We start from the raw sequence: 18,470 nt of genomic DNA, 5'->3' as shown, positions 1-18,470 counted from the left end.
TTCCTCCCTCGAGCTGGCTTCAATCCCCGGCCAGATCGGCCGGCGTACCAAGCGACTCCATCAGGTGCTGCTGGGCGCTGTAAGGCTTGACCTTGCCGCGTGGCTTGCGGCGATGGTAATGGCCGTGCTCGTCCAGCTCCCAGGCGTTGGAGTTGTCCTTCAGGTAAGGCGTCAAACCTTCCGCAATCACGCGCCGTTTCAGGCCCCGGTCCAGTACCGGGAACGCCACTTCAATGCGGCGCAGCAGGTTGCGGTTCATCCAGTCCGCGCTGGCCAGCATGACGTCGTGCGCCAGGTCGTTACGGAAGTAATAGATGCGGCTATGTTCAAGGAAGCGGCCGATGATGGAGCGGACCCGGATATTTTCGGACAGTCCCGGCACGCCCGGCATCAGGGTGCAGGCGCCGCGTACGACCAGGTCGATCTTGACCCCGTCCTTCGAGGCGGCGTACAGCGCACGGATCACCGGTTCATCGGTTAATGCGTTGATTTTAGCGATAATCCGGCCCGGACGCCCGGCTTTTGCGATTTTTGCCTCATTCCGGATCGCCTTTATGAGTTGCTCCTGCAACGTGAAAGGCGCCAGCCAGATATGGTTCATGCGCTGCGGCTTGGTCAGGCTGGTCAGGTGCATGAAGACTTCGTTGACATCGCGGCCAAGCTCGGGCTGGCAGGTCAGCATGCCGAAGTCGGTGTAGAACTTGGTCGTGGTCGGGTGGTAGTTGCCGGTGCCAAGGTGGGCGTAATAGCGCAGGCCGCCTTCTTCGCGGCGGATTACCAGGGCAATCTTGGCGTGGGTTTTCAGGCCCACCACGCCGTACACCACCTGGGCGCCAGCCTGTTCCAGCTTGTCGGCCCAGTTGATATTGGCTTCTTCGTCGAAGCGCGCCATCAGTTCCACCACGACCGTCACTTCCTTGCCGCTGCGGGCGGCGGCAATCAAGGCTTCCATCAGGTCCGAGTTCATGCCGGTGCGGTAGACGGTCTGCTTGATCGCCACCACGGCCGGATCGAGCGCCGCGCTGCGGATGAAGTCGATCACCGTCTGGAAGCTCTGGAATGGATGGTGCAGCAGGATGTCGTGCTTGCGGATGGTGGCAAAGATGTCATTGTTGACGGTCTTGGCCAGCACGCCCGGCATGAAGGCCGGGAAGCGCAGCTCAGGGCGCCGCGCCTGTTCCACGATCTCGTTCAGGCGCACCATATTCACGGGGCCATCGACGCGGTACAGGCGGCTCTGGTCCAAGCCGAACTGGTCGAGCAGGAACTGCGACAGCTCGGGCGGGCAATTCTTGGCCACTTCGATCCGCACCGAGCGGCCATACTGTCGGCCCTGCAGCTCGCCTTTCAGTGCCTGGCGCAGGTTCTTGACTTCATCTTCATCGACCCACAGGTCCGAATCGCGGGTCACCCGGAACTGGGAATACGCCATCACGTCGCGCCCTGCAAACAGCTCGGAAATATGGGCGTGGATCACCGAGGACAGCAGGACAAACGATACCCCGCCGTCTTTCGACAGGTTGTCCGGCAGGCGGATCACGCGCGGCAGCACGCGCGGCGCCTTGACGATGGCGATGGCTGTGCCGCGCCCGAAGGCATCCTTGCCGCTCAGGGCGACGATGAAATTGAGGCTCTTGTTAACTACCTGGGGAAAAGGATGGGCCGGATCGAGGCCGATCGGAGTCAGCAGGGGACGTACTTCGCGGTCGAAATACGCCTTGACCCAGGCCCGCTGGGCATCGTTGCGCTGGCTGTGGCGCACGATATTGATGCCCTGGGCTTTCATTTCCGGCAAGACTGCCGTATTGAATATTTCGTACTGGCGCCTGACCAGTTCATGGCACTCGTTGCTGACCCGTTCCAGCGTCGCCGCCAGGGTAGGGTGGGTGGCCAGGTCGCCGTCGACGCTGGCGGCGGCCAGCAGGCTGGCGACCCGTACTTCGAAGAATTCGTCCAGATTGCTGCTAACAATGCACAAGTAACGCAGGCGTTCGAGCACTGGGATGGTGGCGTCTTCGGCCTGGGCCATCACACGGCGGTTAAACGCCAGCTGTGACAGCTCCCTATCAAGGAATGCTGTTTTCATAGCGAATAGTGTATTTTGGAAATATGACAAGTATGTGACAGTGTCCTACAACTAATTTTTACGTGTCATAAAGGTGTCATATTCGAGTCATAAACTGCGCAGCATTCAACCCAACCCCTGAAAAGGACCTTTGATATGCGCATGAAACAGTTGTTGACCTCCTTCGTTGTTGGCGCTTCGGCGGCAATGGCTTTCTCGTCCGCCCTGGCTGCGGACATGACCGGTGCAGGCGCAACTTTCCCTTATCCGATCTACGCCAAGTGGGCTGAAGCCTACAAGGCATCCACCGGTAACGGCCTGAACTACCAGTCCGTCGGTTCCGGCGCAGGTATCAAGCAGATCAAGGCCAAGACCGTTGATTTCGGCGCGTCCGACATGCCTCTGAAAGCAGAAGAGCTGGACGCTGACGGCCTGATGCAGTTCCCGGCCATCATGGGCGGCGTGGTGACCGTGGTGAACATCGACGGTATCGCTCCAGGCGCACTGAAACTGACCGGTCCAGTGGTTGCCGACATCTACCTGGGCAAGATCACCGAGTGGAACAATCCAGCCATCACTGCCCTGAACCCAGGCGTGAAGCTGCCAGCAACCGAAATCACCGTGGTGCACCGCGCTGACGGCTCCGGCACCTCCTTCCTGTTCACCGACTACCTGTCGAAAGTGAACCCCGAGTTCAAGACCAAGATCGGCGCCGGCACCGCGGTCAAATGGGTAACCGGCGTGGGCGGCAAGGGCAACGACGGCGTTGCAGCCAACGTGCAGCGTATCAAGGGCGCAATCGGCTACGTGGAATGGGCCTACGCCAAGAAGAACAAGATCGCTCACACCCAGCTGAAGAACAAGGACGGCAACTGGATGCAGCCTGACGACGACAACTTCAAAGCCGCCGCTGCGCACGCTGAGTGGACCAAGACCCCAGGCTTCGGCGTGGTGCTGACCGACCAGGCTGGCAAGAATTCGTGGCCGATCACTGGCGTGTCCTACATCCTGATGCACAAGCAGCAGGCTGATGCGGCCAAGGGCAAGGAAGTCATCAAGTTCTTTGACTGGGCGTTCAAGAATGGCGATGCAGCTGCGGTTGAGCTGGACTATGTGCCGCTGCCAGAGAGCGTTGTGAAGCTGGTGCAGGGTTCGTGGAAGTCGAACCTGAAAGACGCTTCGGGTAAGGCGCTGTACTGATCTTCCCAAGCCCGGCAAACCTGGGTCAGACCCAAGGGGGTGACCCAGTCAGTGCAGCGTGCATCGACAGGTCGGCCCCTTGGGTCTGACCCAGGTTCCCGGGTTTAAAAAGGGAGGAAGCTAAGCGGGGCAGCCTAAGTGCAGGCTTCCCCGGTTAGCTAACCAAAACATAAAATCATGAGTGCAGAAATCACCTCACCAGCTCCCCTCCGTATAGCGGAACCCGCCATCATGAGATCCATGCAATCCGTCGTGCGCAAGCAGCGCATCCAGGACTGGTTCTTCCATAAAATCACGATGGTATTCGCGCTGACCGTACTGTTCGTACTGGTCGGCATTATCATTTCCCTGATCAACGGCGCCTTGCCTGCCTTGAAGGAGTTCGGCCCCGCCTTTATCACCACCGTCGAATGGGACCCGGTCAACGACCAGTTCGGCGCCGCGATCGCTATTGTCGGCACCCTGGCCAGCGCCGGTATCGCACTGCTGATCGCCTTCCCCGTCAGCTTCGGCATCGCCCTGTTCCTGACCGAGGTTTGCCCGGTCTGGCTGCGGCGCCCGCTGGGCACCGCGGTTGAACTGCTGGCCGGCGTGCCGTCGATCATTTACGGCATGTGGGGCCTGTTCGTGTTCGCGCCGATGTTCAGCGAATACGTGCAGCCGGCACTCAAAGCCACCTTCGGCGCTTTGCCGTTCATCGGCGCGCTGTTCAAGGGCCCGACCATGGGCATCGGCATCCTGACGGCCGGCCTGATCCTGGCAGTCATGATCATCCCTTTTATCGCTTCGGTGATGCGCGACGTGTTCGAGATCGTGCCGGCCGTGCTGAAGGAGTCTGCTTACGGCCTGGGCTGCACCCGCTGGGAAGTGGTGCGCAAGGTCGTGCTGCCATACACCAAGACCGGTGTGGTGGGCGGCGTCATGCTGGGCCTGGGCCGCGCCTTGGGCGAAACCATGGCGGTCACCTTCGTGATCGGTAACGCGGCCAAGCTGCCAACCTCGCTCTTCTCGCCGGGAAGTTCGATTGCCTCGACCCTGGCCAATGAATTTGCCGAGGCCTCCAGCAAGCTGCACGTGTCCTCGCTGTTCGCACTGGGCCTGATCCTGTTCATTATTACCTTTATCGTCCTGTCTGGCGCCAAGCTGATGTTGATGGGCTTGTCGCGCAAGGAGGGCGTGAAATGATCCAGACTAAGAACCCTGTTTATCGCAAGCGCCTGTTCTACCATCGCGTCGGCATGGCCCTGTCGGTGGGCGCCATGTCGCTCGGCCTGGCTGCGCTGATGTGGATCCTGGCCACGCTGCTGATCAATGGCTTCGAATCGCTGAACATCCTGATGTTCGCTGCAGACACTCCGGCGCCAAGCAGCGATGGCGGCGGCCTGCGTAACGCCATCGTCGGCTCGCTGATGATGGTAGGCCTGTCCACCCTGGTGTCGACCCCGGTCGGCATCCTGGCCGGCATCTACCTCGCGGAATACGGCGAAGAGAACAAGATCGCCCAGGTCACCCGCTTCGTGACCGACATCATGCTGTCGGCGCCATCGATCGTGATCGGCCTGTTCGTGTACGCGCTGTATGTCGCCAATGCGCACCATTTCTCCGGTTACGCCGGCTCCATCGCGCTGTCGCTGATCGCGATTCCGGTGGTGGTGCGCACTACCGACAATATGCTGAAACTGGTGCCCAACTCGCTGCTGGAAGCGGCCTACGCCCTCGGTGCACCGCGCTGGAAGGTGTCGATGATGGTGCGCCTGCGCGCCGTCAAGGCCGGCGTGATGACCGGCGTGCTGCTGGCGGTGGCCCGTGTTTCCGGCGAAACCGCGCCGCTGCTGTTCACCGCCTTGAACAACCAGTTCTTCAGCGCCGACATGAACCAGCCGCTGGCCAACCTGCCAGTGGTGATCTATCAGTTCGCCATGAGCCCATACGACAACTGGCGCGCCCTGGCCTGGGGCGGCGCCTTGATCGTCACCTTCAGCGTCCTGGCACTGAACATCCTGTCGCGCACCGTGTTCGCACAAAAAGCACCAAAATAACGAGTACAGATCATGACCAAAGCAAGCAAAATCATCGAAATCTCCGGCCTGAACTTCTACTACGGTAAGACGCGCAGCCTGCACAACGTCAACCTGGACATCCACGAGAAGAAGGTGACCGCCTTCATCGGCCCGTCCGGCTGCGGCAAATCGACCCTGCTGCGCACGCTGAACCGCATGTACGACCTGTACCCGGGCCAGCGCGCCGAAGGCGCCATCCGCTACCGCGGCCACAACATCCTGGACGCGGGCCTGGACGTGAACATGCTGCGCGCGAAAGTCGGCATGGTATTCCAGAAGCCGACGCCGTTCCCGATGTCGATTTATGACAATATCGCCTTCGGCGTGCGCCTGTACGAAGACCTGTCGAAGGGCGAGATGGACGAGCGCGTGGAATGGGCGCTGAAAAAAGCCGCGCTGTGGGGCGAGGTGAAGGACAAGCTGACCAAGAGCGGCCTGTCGCTGTCCGGCGGCCAGCAGCAGCGCCTGTGCATCGCGCGCGGCGTAGCGGTGAAGCCCGACGTGCTGCTGCTGGATGAACCGACGTCCGCACTGGACCCGATTTCCACCTCCAAGATCGAAGAACTGATCTCCGAGCTGAAAGAGGACTACACGATCGCCATCGTGACCCACAATATGCAGCAGGCGGCACGCTGCTCCGATTACACCGCCTATATGTACCTGGGCGAACTGGTGGAGTTCGGTGAAACCGACCAGATTTTCATGAATCCTGTGCGCAAAGAGACCCAGGACTACATCACCGGCCGTTTTGGCTAATCAGAAGAAGAGAGAGAAGAGATTATGATGGGCGAACATTCCTCCAAAGCTTACGACACCGAACTCGAAGGCATCCGTTCCAAAGTGCTGCTGATGGGCGGCATGGTTGAGACCATGTTCCTCGATGCGATGACCTGCTTCCGCATCGGCAACCTGGAACGCGCCGAACGCGTGATCGGCGAAGACGCCAACGTCAACCAGCTGGAAGTGCAGCTGGACGACCAGTGCAGCCACCTGATCGTGAAACGCCAGCCGACCGCCAACGACCTGCGTACCGTGATGGCGACGCTGAAAGTGATCACCGACCTGGAACGCATCGGCGACGAAGCGGCCAAGATCGCACGCATCGCCAAGGCCCTGCATGCACGCGGCGCCGTGACCCTGAACCACTATGAAATGGTGCGCACCATCGCCACCGCCACCAGCGACCTGTTGCACGACGCGCTGGACGCGTTCGCCCGCAGCGATGAAAAGGCTGCGCTGGAACTGATCGCCCAGGATGCGGTGATCGACCACGAATACCGTTCCATCATGCGCAACCTGATTACCTTCATGATGGAAGATCCGCGTACAATCTCGGCAGCGCTGGACACGATGTGGGTGGCCAAGGCCATCGAGCGCATCGGCGACCATGCCAAGAATATTGCCGAGTACGTGATCTACGTGGTGGAAGGCAAGGATATCCGCCATACCCACGGAGCGACCCAAGAAGTTAGCAAATAATGGCATCCGACAAAACGACAGTACTGATTGTTGAAGATGAGCCGGCGATCGTCGAGCTGGTAAGGTTCTCGCTGCGCGAAGCGGGCTGGAACTGCGTGGTGGCGCAATCGACGCAAGAAGCATGGGAAGTCATGCAATCTCGCACGCCGCAGCTGGTGCTGCTGGACTGGATGCTGCCCGACCAGAGCGGCCTGCGCCTGCTGGCCCGCATCCGTGGCGACCGCCATTTCGCAGCCGTTCCGGTGATCATGCTGACCGCGAAAAGCATGGAAGAGGACAAGCTGGCAGGCCTGAACGGCGGCGCCGATGACTACATCACCAAGCCGTTCTCGCCGCGCGAACTGCTGGCCCGCGCTCGCGCCCTGCTGCGCCGCAAGAGCCCCGAACTGGCCGAAACCCAGCTCAAGGCAGGTCCGGTGGTGCTGGACCCGGTCAGCTGCACAGTGTCGATGAACGAGAATAAAATTGATATCGGCCACGCCGAGTACAAGCTGCTGAAGTTCTTCATGGCCCACCCGGAGCGTGTTTTCTCGCGCAGCCAGCTGCTGGACAAGGTGTGGGGCGACCATGTGGTCATTGAAGAGCGCACGGTGGACGTCCATGTGCTGCGCCTGCGCAAGGCGCTGAAGGATGCCGAGCACCTGATCAAGACGGTGCGCAGCGTGGGATATATGCTCACTGAGAAACCATGAATCCAAAAGTCGTATTCTGGGTACCGGTCGGGATCCGGCTGGCCTTCCTGCTGGGCGGGGCGGGCCTGGTGTGGTGGTGGTTCGGCGTGGAAGCCGGCGTGGCGGCGGCATTCGCCGGCGTCCTGGCGGCTGTTTTCATCCAGCTGAAATACCTGTACCAGCTGAGTGAGTGGCTGGAAAAGCCGGAATCGGGCCGCCTGCCGGACGGCTGGGGCGAATGGACCGATATCTTTGCCCGCCTGTACCGCCTGCGCCGCGACGATGAAAAAAACCAGGCCGAACTGACCGAATGGCTGGCCCGCTTCCGCCAGGCCATGCACTTGCTGCCGGACGGCGTGGTGATCATGGATGACGTGCTGTTCCTCGAATGGTGCAATCCGGCCGCCGAAGAACACCTGGGCTTGCAGCAAGCGCGCGACAAGGGCATGCGCGTCACGAACCTGGTGCGCAGTCCCGACTTCATGGATTACCTGATCCTGGGCCGCTACGACCAGCCGCTGACGCTGAATTTCCGCGGCCGCAAGCTGGTGGCGCACATTATCCCGTTCGAGAACCGCCGCCAGATCCTGGTCACGCACGATATCACTGAAACCCAGCGCGCCGAGATGATGCGCCGCGACTTCATTGCCAACGCTTCGCACGAGCTGCGCACGCCGCTGACGGTGATCGCCGGCTTCCTGGAAATCGCCGCTTCGATGGAGCTGGACCCGGAAACCCGTGCCGCCCATCTCAAGCTGATGACCGAGCAAAGCCACCGCATGCAGCACCTGATCGAAGACATGCTGACGCTGTCGCGCCTGGAGTCGGTCGACCATCCGATGCGGCCGGAACACGTGAATATTCCCGCCTTGCTGGAGCAGGTGCTGCACGAAGGCCGCGCGCTCTCGGGCGGCAAGCACGACATTTCACTGGAAGTGCATGGCGGCGACGTCATGGGCAATATGGACGAATTGCACAGCGCGTTCGGCAACCTGGTCTCGAATGCGGTGCGCTACACGCCGGCCGGCGGCGCCATCCGCCTGCGCTGGGAAGACACGCCGACCGGCGTGCAATTCCAGGTGCAGGACACCGGCATCGGCATCAGCCCCGAGCATATTTCGCGCCTGACCGAGCGTTTCTACCGCGTCGACAAGAGCCGCTCGCGCGAAACGCAGGGCACGGGCCTGGGCCTGGCCATCGTCAAGCATGTGCTGCTGCGCCACAGCGGCAAGCTGAATATCAGTTCCGAGGCGGGGCAGGGCAGCACCTTTACTGTCAGCCTGCCAAAATCCCTCGTATCAACTAACGTAGAACCAGCGCAAGCCGCCTAGCCGGCTTGAGGTACAATCTGCTCGCCCTAAAAACACGAGCAGACCAACCTTTACATGCAGCTAAAACGTTTTGCCTTTGCTATCCTGGCCGCCGCAGCGCTGGCCGGGTGCCAGACCAACCCAAATACCGTCACCACCGAGCTGCCGCCGCCGATCAAGTCGACCGACGTGCCGCTGGTTTCCGTTGAGCCGCCGGTGCAGCAGCCGGTGCAGCCGCCTGCGCCGCCTGTCCAGCGCAAGGTGAAGATCGGTCTCGCCCTGGGCGGCGGCGCCGCGCGCGGCTTTGCCCATATCGGCGTGATCAAGGCGCTGGAAGCGCAGGGCATCGTGCCCGATATCGTGGTCGGCACCAGTGCCGGTTCCGTGGTCGGCGCCCTGTACGCGGCCGGCAATGACGCCAAAGCCCTGCAGAAAATGGCGGTCGACCTGGACGAATCGGCCATTTCCGACTGGGCGCTGCCCTTGTTCAGCAAGTCTTCCGGCGTGCTGAAAGGCGAGGCGCTGCAAGCTTTCGTCAACAAGGCGGTGCACCAGGCAACCATCGAAAAACTGAAGATCCCGTTCGGCGCCGTGGCATCGGACCTGAAGACCGGCCAGCCTATCCTGTTCCAGCGCGGGAATACCGGCATGGCGGTGCGCGCCAGCTCGGCCGTGCCGGGCGTGTTCCAGCCGGTGAAGATTGGCGACCATACCTATGTCGACGGCGGCCTGGTGGCGCCCGTGCCCGTGCGCTTTGCCAAGGAAATGGGCGCCGAATTCGTCATCGCGGTCAATATCTCGACCCAGGCCGAGGCGCAGGCGACCAATTCTTCGCTGGAGGTCATCATGCAGACCTTCTCCATCATGGGCCAGCGCATCAACCAGCTCGAGCTGCGCGATGCCGACATCGTGATCCAGCCGCCGCTGGGCAAGATGGGTTCAGCCGAATTCACCAACCGCGCGGGCGCCATGCTGGCGGGCGAGCGGGCAACCATGGCCGTCATGGCGCAACTGAAGCAGAAGCTGAAGGCACGCCGCGAAACCCCGGCCCCATAATAAAAATTTGCAAGGAAAACGAGACATGATCACCAAGCCAGTACTGTCCCTGGACGACATCAAGAAGATTGCTGCCGCCGCCGAAGCGGAAGCCATCAAGAATAACTGGGCAGTCACCATTGCCATCGTCGACGACGGCGGCCACCTGCTGTGGCTGCAGCGCCTGGATGGCGCGGCGCCGCTGTCGTCCCATATTGCGCCGGCCAAGGCGCGCATGTCGGCCCTGGGCCGCCGCGAGTCCAAAGTGTACGAAGACATGATCAACGGCGGCCGCACCTCCTTCGTCGGCGTGCCGATGGTGGAAGCGCCGCTGGAAGGCGGCGTCAACATCGTGGTGGATGGCCACACTGTCGGCGCGGTTGGCGTATCGGGCGTCAAATCCAGCGAAGACGCGCAAATCGCCAAGGCTGGCATCGCCGCCCTGGCCTGATCCCAGCGGCAAACATTGCTTGTAATTAAGGAAAGATATTCCTAAGATACAAGGATGAAAGCCGCTTTTTCCTTGTTGTTGCTCCTGTCGCTTCCGCTACGGGCGGAGGAGCTGCAGCTATCGGTGATTGCCAGTAATCCAACCCATGAGGAAATCTGGCGGGTGGTGCAGGCCGCTGCCCGGCGCGCCGGCATTCCCGTTGCGGCGCGCAGCGTGCCCGCCGAGCGTGCACTGGCCTTAGCCAATAGCGGGGCCACCGACGGCGATGTCGGCCGCATCGCGGGCCTGGAGCGCCAATATCCCCACCTGGTGCGCGTACCGGAGCCGGTTTACCGCTACGCCGCTTACGCCTTCGCCTACAACAAACTGGAAGTAACAGCCGGGTGGGAAAGCCTGCAAGGGCATGGCATTTGCATCCGGCGCGGCATCAAGCTGTTCGAACTGCGCACCGAGAGCATGCAGCGCCAGATGCTGGACGATGAAAGATCCATCCTGCGCATGCTGCGTAACGGCGGCTGCGACTTGGCGCTGCTGGAGCCAAACAGCCAGGTCGTCAAGGCGGCGATGGCCGCGCGGCCGCGGCTCTACAAATTGCTTCCGCCACTGGAAGTCACACCGCTCTACCTCTACCTGCACCGCAGCCATGCCGCACTGGCGCCACGATTCGCGGAAGCTTTGAAGCAAATGCGCCAGGACGGTACACTACAGAAGATCCTCGACGAATAGGCCCATGAAAGTACTGATTGCACTTTGCCTTATCCTGGTACTGCCGGCCCGGGCGGAGGAGCTGCAGTTGTCCGCCATTTCGCGCAGCACCACCCACGCCGACCTGTGGAAGGCTGCGGAGGTGGCCTTCCAGCGTGCCGGCGTGACAGCCGTGGTGCGCGAGGTGTCGCCCGAGCGCTCCGCCGTGCTGGCCAACGAAGGCACCACCGACGGCGATGTCGGGCGCTCTTCCGGCCTTGAAAAAAGCTTTCCCAACCTGATCCAGGTCCCCGAGCCGATCTACCAATATGCGCCGAGTGCGTTCGCCTATAAGCATTACGATGTGGCAGGCGGCTGGGAATCCCTGCGCTCGCACACCATCTGCATTCGCCGCGGCCTGCGCCAGACCGACCAGCGCACCAAAGACATGGCGCGCCAGGTGCTGGCCGACGAAGCGGCCATGCTGCGCATGCTGGCCGCCGGCGGCTGCGAGATTGCCGTCATGGAGCGCAACAACGCCCTCGCGCGCGCCGCCATGATGGCCGATCCGCCGTTGCTGCGCCTGACGCCGCCGCTGGAAATCATGCCGCTGTATATCTACCTGCATAAGACCCATGCCGCACTGGTACCCAAGGTGGCGGCGGCGCTCAAGCAGATGCGGGCCGACGGCACCATGCACAAGCTGCTCGGCGAAGGGGAGTGAGCATGAAAGTCCTGGCCACCTTGCTCTGCGCGCTGTGTTCGGCGCCCCTGCAAGGCCAGGACCTGCAGCTTTATGTGATTCCCGCTACGCCGGCCCATATCGAGGCCTGGCAAACCGTCGAGGCGGCTGCGCGGCTTGCCGGCATAGGCGTGGCAGCACGCGAACTGCCGCCCGACCGCGGCATGATCCTGGCCAATAAAGGGGAGGTGGATGGCGCCATCGGCCGCAGCGCGCTGGCCGCCAGCGAATATCCGGACCTGGTGCAGGTGCCGGAGGCCATCTATATGTATGAGCCTACCGCCTTCTCTTACCGCAAGCTCGATGTCTCGCACGGCTGGAAGTCGCTGCGCGGCCATACCTTGTGCATGCGGCGCGGCTACACGCTGACCGAAAGGCGCACCAGCGGGCTGCAGCGCCAACGGCTCGATAGCGACGCCTCTTTGCTGCGCATGCTGAGGGAAGGGGGCTGCGAGATTGCGATCATGGACCGCCGCAATACCGTGATCCGGGATGCCGTGGCGGCCGATCGGGATTTGCTGGAGCTCTTGCCGCCGCTCGAGCAAGTCCCGCTATACCTGTTCCTGCACAAACGGCACGCCGCCCTGGCGCCCCGCCTGGCCGAGGCGCTGCGGCAGGTGAAACATCCCTAGGGTGGCTTGCCGGCGACGGAACTTTGGGTTATAATTCAAAGGTTTAGCCAATTACCATTCGACCGTAGCGCCTACCTCACACATCCATGATCATCTGACCCGCGAGCCCGGCATTGCGCCCGTGCGCCCCGTGGGTTGTCTGAGTGGCGTCGCTACGGTAACTTAACAGGAGTTGCCCTTGCCGCCATTTTTTTCTGGCCCAGCCGTTCCAGCCATCCTGGCACTAGCCGACGGAACTATTTTTAAAGGTATTTCCATTGGCGCTGCCGGTCACACGACGGGCGAAGTCGTTTTCAATACCTCCATCACCGGTTATCAGGAAATCCTGACCGATCCATCGTATTCCCGCCAGATCGTCACCCTGACTTATCCGCATATCGGCAACTACGGTATCAACACCGAAGACGTCGAAGCTTCCAAAGTCCACGCCGCAGGCCTGATCATCCGCGACCTGCCGCTGGTCCACTCGAATTTCCGTTCCAGCCAATCCCTGTCCGATTACCTGAAGGCCGAGAACATCGTCGCCATCGCCGGTATCGACACCCGCAAGCTGACCCGCGTGCTGCGCGAGAAGGGCGCCCAGGCCGGCGCTATCGTGACCGGCGTGCAGGGCAACGAGCCGTCCGTCCAGCAGGCGCTGGAACTGGCGCGCAGCTTCCCGGGCCTGACCGGCATGGACCTGGCAAAAGTCGTCACCACCCCGGAAGTGTACGAGTGGACCGAAACCGAGTGGGAACTGGGCAAAGGCTATGGCAAGGTAGCCGACGCTAAGTTCCACGTCGTAGCGTATGACTTCGGCGTTAAGCGCAACATCCTGCGCATGCTGGCTTCGCGCGGCTGCAAAGTGACCGTGGTGCCGGCGCAGACTTCCGCCGCCTACGTGCTCTCGCTGAACCCGGACGGCGTGTTCCTGTCCAACGGTCCTGGCGACCCTGAGCCATGCGATTACGCGATCGAAGCGACCAAAGTCTTCATGGAGAAGAAGATCCCGGTGTTCGGTATTTGCCTGGGCCACCAGATCATGGCACTGGCTTCCGGCGCCAAGACCCTGAAGATGAAGTTCGGCCACCACGGCGCCAACCACCCGGTGCAGGACCTGGACAGCAAGAAGGTGATGATCACCTCGCAGAACCACGGTTTCGCCGTGGATGCGGATACGCTGCCGGCCAACTGCCGCGTGACCCACGTGTCGCTGTTCGACGGTTCGCTGCAGGGCTTCGCCCGCACCGACGTGCCGGCATTCTGCTTCCAGGGCCACCCTGAAGCCTCGCCTGGCCCGACCGACGTCGCCTACCTGTTTGACCGCTTCATCAACATGATGGAAGCCGCGGAGAAGAAATAAATGCCAAAACGTACTGACATTAAAAGCATCCTGATTATTGGCGCCGGCCCGATCATCATCGGCCAGGCCTGCGAATTCGACTACTCCGGTGCGCAAGCATGTAAAGCACTGCGCGAAGAGGGCTACAAGGTCATCCTGGTGAACTCCAACCCGGCGACCATCATGACCGACCCGGAAATGGCCGACGTGACCTACATCGAGCCGATCACCTGGCAGGTTGTGGAGCGCATCATCGACAAGGAACGCCCGGACGCGATCCTGCCGACCATGGGCGGCCAGACCGCGCTGAACTGCGCGCTGGACCTGCACCGCAACGGCGTGCTGGACAAGTACAAGGTGGAACTGATCGGCGCGACGCCGGAAGCCATCGACAAGGCCGAAGACCGCGCCAAGTTCAAGGACGCGATGACCAAGATCGGCCTGGGTTCGGCACGTTCCGGCGTGGCGCACTCGATGGAAGAATCGTGGGCGGTGCAGAAGGAAGTGGGCTTCCCGACCATCATCCGTCCATCGTTCACCATGGGCGGCAGCGGCGGCGGCATCGCTTACAACGAAGAAGAGTTCGAAGCGATCTGCAAACGCGGCCTGGAAGCTTCGCCAACCAATGAGCTGCTGATCGAAGAATCGCTGCTGGGCTGGAAAGAGTACGAGATGGAAGTGGTGCGCGACAAGGCGGACAACTGCATCATCGTGTGCTCGATCGAAAACCTGGACCCGATGGGCGTGCACACCGGCGACTCGATCACCGTGGCGCCGGCGCAGACCCTGACCGACAAGGAATACCAGATCATGCGCAATGCCTCGCTGGCAGTGCTGCGCGAGATCGGCGTGGACACCGGCGGCTCCAACGTGCAGTTCTCGATCAACCCGAAAGACGGCCGCATGATCGTCATCGAGATGAACCCGCGCGTGTCCCGTTCCTCGGCACTGGCATCGAAAGCCACCGGCTTCCCGATCGCCAAGGTTGCAGCGAAGCTGGCCGTGGGCTTCACCCTGGATGAACTGCGCAACGAAATCACCGGCGGCGCAACCCCGGCTTCGTTCGAACCTTCGATCGACTACGTCGTGACCAAGGTGCCGCGCTTCACCTTCGAAAAATTCCCTGCTGCCGACCACCACCTGACCACCCAGATGAAATCCGTGGGCGAAGTGATGGCGATGGGCCGCACCTTCCAGGAATCGTTCCAGAAAGCCCTGCGCGGCCTGGAAGTGGGCGTGGATGGCATGAACCAGAAGACCACCGACCGCGAAAAGCTGGAAGAGGAACTGGGCGAGCCGGGTCCGGACCGCATCTGGTACGTGGGCGACGCTTTTGCCCAGGGCTTCACCCTGGAAGAGGTGTACAACCTGACCAAGATCGATATGTGGTTCCTGGTGCAGATCAAGGAAATCATTGACCTGGAGCTGTGGCTGGACACCCAGAAGCTGGAAAACCTGGACAAGAACACCCTGTACAAGCTGAAACAGAAGGGCTTCTCGGACCGCCGCCTGGGCTACCTGCTGCAATGCGGCGACACCGCCGTGCGCAACAAGCGCCGCGAACTGGGCATCCGTCCGGTGTACAAGCGCGTCGACACCTGCGCCGCCGAGTTCTCGACCAACACCGCCTACATGTACTCGACCTACGATGAAGAGTGCGAGTCCAACCCGACCGACAAGAAGAAGATCATGGTGCTGGGCGGTGGCCCGAACCGCATCGGCCAGGGTATCGAATTCGACTACTGCTGCGTGCACGCCGCGCTGGCCATGCGCGAAGACGGCTACGAGACCATCATGGTCAACTGCAACCCGGAAACCGTGTCGACCGACTACGATACCTCCGACCGCCTGTACTTCGAGTCGCTGACCCTGGAAGACGTGCTGGAAATCGTCGACCTGGAAAAACCGGTCGGCGTGATCGTGCAGTACGGCGGCCAGACCCCGCTGAAGCTGGCGCTGGACCTGGAAGCCAACGGCGTGCCGATCATCGGCACCTCGCCGGACATGATCGACGCCGCGGAAGACCGCGAGCGCTTCCAGAAGCTGCTGCAGGACCTGGGCCTGCGCCAGCCGCCTAACCGCACTGCGCGCACCGAAGAAGAAGCGCTGGCGCTGGCACAGGAAATCGGCTACCCGCTGGTGGTGCGTCCTTCCTACGTGCTGGGCGGCCGTGCGATGGAAATCGTGCACGAGCAGCGCGACCTGGAGCGCTACATGCGCGAAGCGGTCAAGGTGTCGAACGACTCCCCAGTGCTGCTGGACCGCTTCCTGAACGACGCCATCGAGTGCGACGTGGACTGCATCTCCGACGGCGACACCACCTTCATCGGCGGCGTGATGGAGCACATCGAGCAAGCCGGCGTGCACTCGGGCGACTCCGCCTGCTCGCTGCCGCCTTACTCGCTGTCGCAGGAAACCATCGATGAACTGAAGCGCCAGACCTCCCTGATGGCCAAGGGCCTGAACGTGGTCGGCCTGATGAACGTGCAGTTCGCGATCCAGAAGCAGGATGGCAAAGACGTCGTCTACGTGCTGGAAGTGAACCCGCGCGCATCGCGTACCGTGCCTTACGTCTCCAAGGCGACCGGCCTGCAGCTGGCCAAGATCGCGGCGCGCTGCATGGTCGGCCAGAAGCTGGCGGACCAGGGCATCACCAAGGAAGTCGTGCCGCCTTACTACAGCGTCAAGGAAGCCGTGTTCCCGTTCGTGAAGTTCCCTGGCGTGGACACCATCCTCGGCCCAGAGATGAAATCGACCGGTGAAGTGATGGGCGTTGGCACCACCTTCGCGGAAGCCTTCGTGAAATCGCAGCTGGGCGCCGGCGTCAAGCTGCCGAAGTCGGGCAAGGTATTCCTGTCGGTGAAAGCATCGGACAAGCCGCGCGCCGTGAAAGTGGCGAAAGACCTGGTCGACGCCGGCTTCACCCTGTGCGCCACCAAGGGCACCGCCGCCGTGATCGCCGCCGCCGGCATTCCTGTCACCCCGGTGAACAAGATGTCGGAAGGCCGTCCGCACGTGGTCGACATGATCAAGAACCACGAAATCGTCCTGGTGATCAACACCGTGGAAGAGAAGCGTACCGCGATCCACGACTCGCGCAGCATCCGTACCTCGTCGCTGGCGGCCCGCGTGACCACCTACACGACCATCGCGGGCGCGGAAGCGGCGGTCGCCGGTATCCGTCATCTCGACGAATTGCGTGTGTACGATTTACAAGGCCTGCATAAGTCTTTAAACTAAGACCCGGTAAAGTAGTACGCTTGACAATATAACCACAGAGCCCGCGCTGCAGCATGGCGCGGGCTCTGTGCTTTTCAGCAATTTAACGTTAGAGACAGACATGAATACCGTTCCACTGACTAAATTCGGCGCCGAACTCCTGAAAGAAGAGCTGCACCAGCTCAAGACCAAGGAGCGCCGCATTGTCATCGATGCCATCGCCGAAGCGCGTTCGCACGGTGATTTGTCCGAAAACGCGGAATACGATGCCGCCAAAGAGCGCCAGGCTTTCGTCGAAGGCCGAATCGCCGAACTGGAAGGCAAACTGAGCTCGGCCCAGATCGTCGACCCGACCACCCTGGACGCGGAAGGCCGCGTGGTGTTCGCTTCCACCGTGGACCTGGAAGACCTGGAATCGGGCCAGAAGGTCAGCTACCAGATCGTCGGCACCGATGAAGCCGACCTGAAAATGGCCAAGGTGTCCGTCACCTCGCCAATCGCGCGCGCCCTGATCGGCAAATACGCCGGCGACGTGGTTGAAGTGCAGGCCCCGTCCGGCCCACGCGAATACGAAATCCTCGAAGTCCGCTACGTTTGATGGTGCTGGCTAAGGTACGCCTGCTGGTGGCCGCCCTGTGGGCCGGCAGCCTGTGGGCGGTTGGCTACCTGGTGGCGCCGACGCTGTTCATGTCGCTGGACCGGGTGCTGGCTGGCTCGATTGCCGGGCTGATGTTCCATGCCGAAGCGATGCTGTCGCTGGGCTGCGGGGCGGCCATGGGTGTGCTGCTGTTCTTCGGCACGCGTGACTGGACGCCGAAGCGGCGCCGTTCGGTGCTGCTGATCGTGGTGGCGATGGTGATGTGTACGGTGGTCAGCCATTTCGGCCTGCAGCCGATGATGGCGGCGGCGAAAGCTTCTGGCGACGGCAGCTTTGGCAAGCTGCATGGGATGTCGAGCAGTATTTACCTGGTGCAGAGCCTGCTGGCGGGCTGGCTGCTCTGGAAGCAGTAAAACCGGTAACCCAGCCGGATGGCCGTCCCGTCTGACCCGCAGGGTCAGACACCTGGCCTGCGGCAGCCGCGTATAAGTGTCTGACCCTGCGGGCCAGACACTGGGGTGCCGGTTTCAGGCAGCCGACTTCTTGGTGCCAACCTTCTTCTTGACGCGCTTGATCGTGCCGCCAGCGGTAACACGTTCATTACCCTTCAGCAGTACCTTGGAAACCGACGGCTTCTTGGTGCCCGAAGCGCTAGGCTTGACGATGGTCACCATGCGCATGCCCTTGCCAGCCTTGCCGGAAGAGGATTTCTCAGCGTCGACTTTAGGACGATACAGCACCAGCAGCTTGCCGATATGCTGCACCGGCGCCGCGCCAGTCTTCTCGCAGATGGTTTCGTACATTTCGATGCGGGCTTCGCGGTCATCGCCGAAAACGCGCACCTTGATCAAGCCGTGGGAGTCCAGGCCGAGCTCAATCTCCTTCATCACGGAAGGGGTCAGGCCGGATTCGCCGACGAGGACGATAGGTTTCAGGCCATGGGCTTCGGCGCGCAGGACGCTGCGTTCGGCAGGGGTAAGGTTCAGCATAGTTATTTTTGGAT

General features: G+C 61.7%; 18 protein-coding genes. 16 read left to right on the top strand and 2 right to left on the bottom strand.

Annotation, left to right across the window (positions count from 1 at the left end; all coding sequences use genetic code 11):
• Positions 1 to 19 precede the first annotated feature (19 nt).
• Positions 20 to 2,086, bottom strand: a complete 2,067-nt coding sequence (ppk1, locus tag GM658_RS00415) for a polyphosphate kinase 1 (RefSeq protein WP_155452040.1) — start codon at positions 2,084 to 2,086, stop codon at positions 20 to 22.
• 135 nt (positions 2,087 to 2,221) lie between these two features.
• On the opposite strand from ppk1, the gene pstS reads away from it, so the two are divergent.
• From pstS to GM658_RS00335, 16 genes are all read left to right on the top strand, one after another.
• A complete protein-coding gene (gene pstS / locus GM658_RS00410; protein WP_155452039.1) occupies positions 2,222 to 3,265 on the top strand; it encodes a phosphate ABC transporter substrate-binding protein PstS in 1,044 nt (347 codons plus the stop codon).
• A 231-nt stretch (positions 3,266 to 3,496) separates the two neighbouring features.
• Positions 3,497 to 4,450 (top strand): phosphate ABC transporter permease subunit PstC, encoded by a 954-nt coding sequence (gene pstC, locus GM658_RS00405; RefSeq protein ID WP_229416695.1) that lies wholly within the window; start codon positions 3,497 to 3,499, stop codon positions 4,448 to 4,450.
• Positions 4,447 to 5,304, top strand: a complete 858-nt coding sequence (gene pstA / locus GM658_RS00400) for a phosphate ABC transporter permease PstA (protein WP_155452037.1) — start codon at positions 4,447 to 4,449, stop codon at positions 5,302 to 5,304. Before pstC ends, pstA begins: the two co-directional genes overlap by 4 nt.
• Positions 5,305 to 5,316: 12 nt before the next feature.
• Complete coding sequence (pstB, locus tag GM658_RS00395) at positions 5,317 to 6,081, top strand: phosphate ABC transporter ATP-binding protein PstB (protein WP_155452036.1); 765 nt, start codon at positions 5,317 to 5,319, stop codon at positions 6,079 to 6,081.
• Between the two features lie 24 nt (positions 6,082 to 6,105).
• Complete coding sequence (gene phoU / locus GM658_RS00390) at positions 6,106 to 6,804, top strand: phosphate signaling complex protein PhoU (protein ID WP_155452035.1); 699 nt, start codon at positions 6,106 to 6,108, stop codon at positions 6,802 to 6,804.
• Positions 6,804 to 7,496: a phosphate regulon transcriptional regulator PhoB gene (gene phoB / locus GM658_RS00385; RefSeq protein WP_155452034.1), complete on the top strand. Its 693-nt coding sequence runs from the start codon at positions 6,804 to 6,806 to the stop codon at positions 7,494 to 7,496. Before phoU ends, phoB begins: the two co-directional genes overlap by 1 nt.
• Entirely contained in the window at positions 7,493 to 8,806 is a 1,314-nt protein-coding gene (phoR, locus tag GM658_RS00380) for a phosphate regulon sensor histidine kinase PhoR (RefSeq protein WP_155452033.1), read from the top strand. Before phoB ends, phoR begins: the two co-directional genes overlap by 4 nt.
• A 54-nt stretch (positions 8,807 to 8,860) precedes the next feature.
• Positions 8,861 to 9,841, top strand: coding sequence for a patatin-like phospholipase family protein (locus GM658_RS00375; RefSeq protein WP_155452032.1), 981 nt, complete (start codon positions 8,861 to 8,863; stop codon positions 9,839 to 9,841).
• A gap of 25 nt (positions 9,842 to 9,866) precedes the next feature.
• Positions 9,867 to 10,271: a heme-binding protein gene (locus tag GM658_RS00370; RefSeq protein ID WP_155452031.1), complete on the top strand. Its 405-nt coding sequence runs from the start codon at positions 9,867 to 9,869 to the stop codon at positions 10,269 to 10,271.
• Between the two features lie 54 nt (positions 10,272 to 10,325).
• Complete coding sequence (locus tag GM658_RS00365; RefSeq protein WP_155452030.1) at positions 10,326 to 10,997, top strand: substrate-binding periplasmic protein; 672 nt, start codon at positions 10,326 to 10,328, stop codon at positions 10,995 to 10,997.
• A gap of 4 nt (positions 10,998 to 11,001) precedes the next feature.
• Entirely contained in the window at positions 11,002 to 11,679 is a 678-nt protein-coding gene (locus GM658_RS00360) for a substrate-binding periplasmic protein (RefSeq protein WP_155452029.1), read from the top strand.
• Positions 11,680 to 11,681: 2 nt separating this feature from the next.
• On the top strand, positions 11,682 to 12,329 hold the full coding sequence (locus GM658_RS00355) for a transporter substrate-binding domain-containing protein (protein WP_155452028.1): 648 nt from the start codon (positions 11,682 to 11,684) through the stop codon (positions 12,327 to 12,329).
• Positions 12,330 to 12,507: 178 nt separating this feature from the next.
• Positions 12,508 to 13,671 (top strand): glutamine-hydrolyzing carbamoyl-phosphate synthase small subunit, encoded by a 1,164-nt coding sequence (carA, locus tag GM658_RS00350; RefSeq protein WP_155452027.1) that lies wholly within the window; start codon positions 12,508 to 12,510, stop codon positions 13,669 to 13,671.
• Positions 13,672 to 16,890, top strand: a complete 3,219-nt coding sequence (gene carB / locus GM658_RS00345; RefSeq protein ID WP_155452026.1) for a carbamoyl-phosphate synthase large subunit — start codon at positions 13,672 to 13,674, stop codon at positions 16,888 to 16,890.
• 100 nt (positions 16,891 to 16,990) lie between these two features.
• Positions 16,991 to 17,467, top strand: coding sequence for a transcription elongation factor GreA (gene greA, locus GM658_RS00340; protein WP_155452025.1), 477 nt, complete (start codon positions 16,991 to 16,993; stop codon positions 17,465 to 17,467).
• Positions 17,467 to 17,880, top strand: coding sequence for a DUF4149 domain-containing protein (locus GM658_RS00335; protein WP_155452024.1), 414 nt, complete (start codon positions 17,467 to 17,469; stop codon positions 17,878 to 17,880). Before greA ends, GM658_RS00335 begins: the two co-directional genes overlap by 1 nt.
• Before the next feature lie 114 nt (positions 17,881 to 17,994).
• Here GM658_RS00335 and yhbY read toward each other — a convergent pair whose 3' ends face one another.
• Positions 17,995 to 18,456, bottom strand: coding sequence for a ribosome assembly RNA-binding protein YhbY (gene yhbY / locus GM658_RS00330; RefSeq protein WP_155452023.1), 462 nt, complete (start codon positions 18,454 to 18,456; stop codon positions 17,995 to 17,997).
• Between the last annotated feature and the right edge of the window lie 14 nt (positions 18,457 to 18,470).

The sequence above is a fragment of the Massilia eburnea genome (genome assembly GCF_009720745.1).
GTDB classification, from domain to species: domain Bacteria; phylum Pseudomonadota; class Gammaproteobacteria; order Burkholderiales; family Burkholderiaceae_D; genus Rugamonas; species Rugamonas eburnea.
Note: the sequence above shows the minus strand (reverse complement) of the source record. Positions and strands in the feature narration are given on the sequence as shown.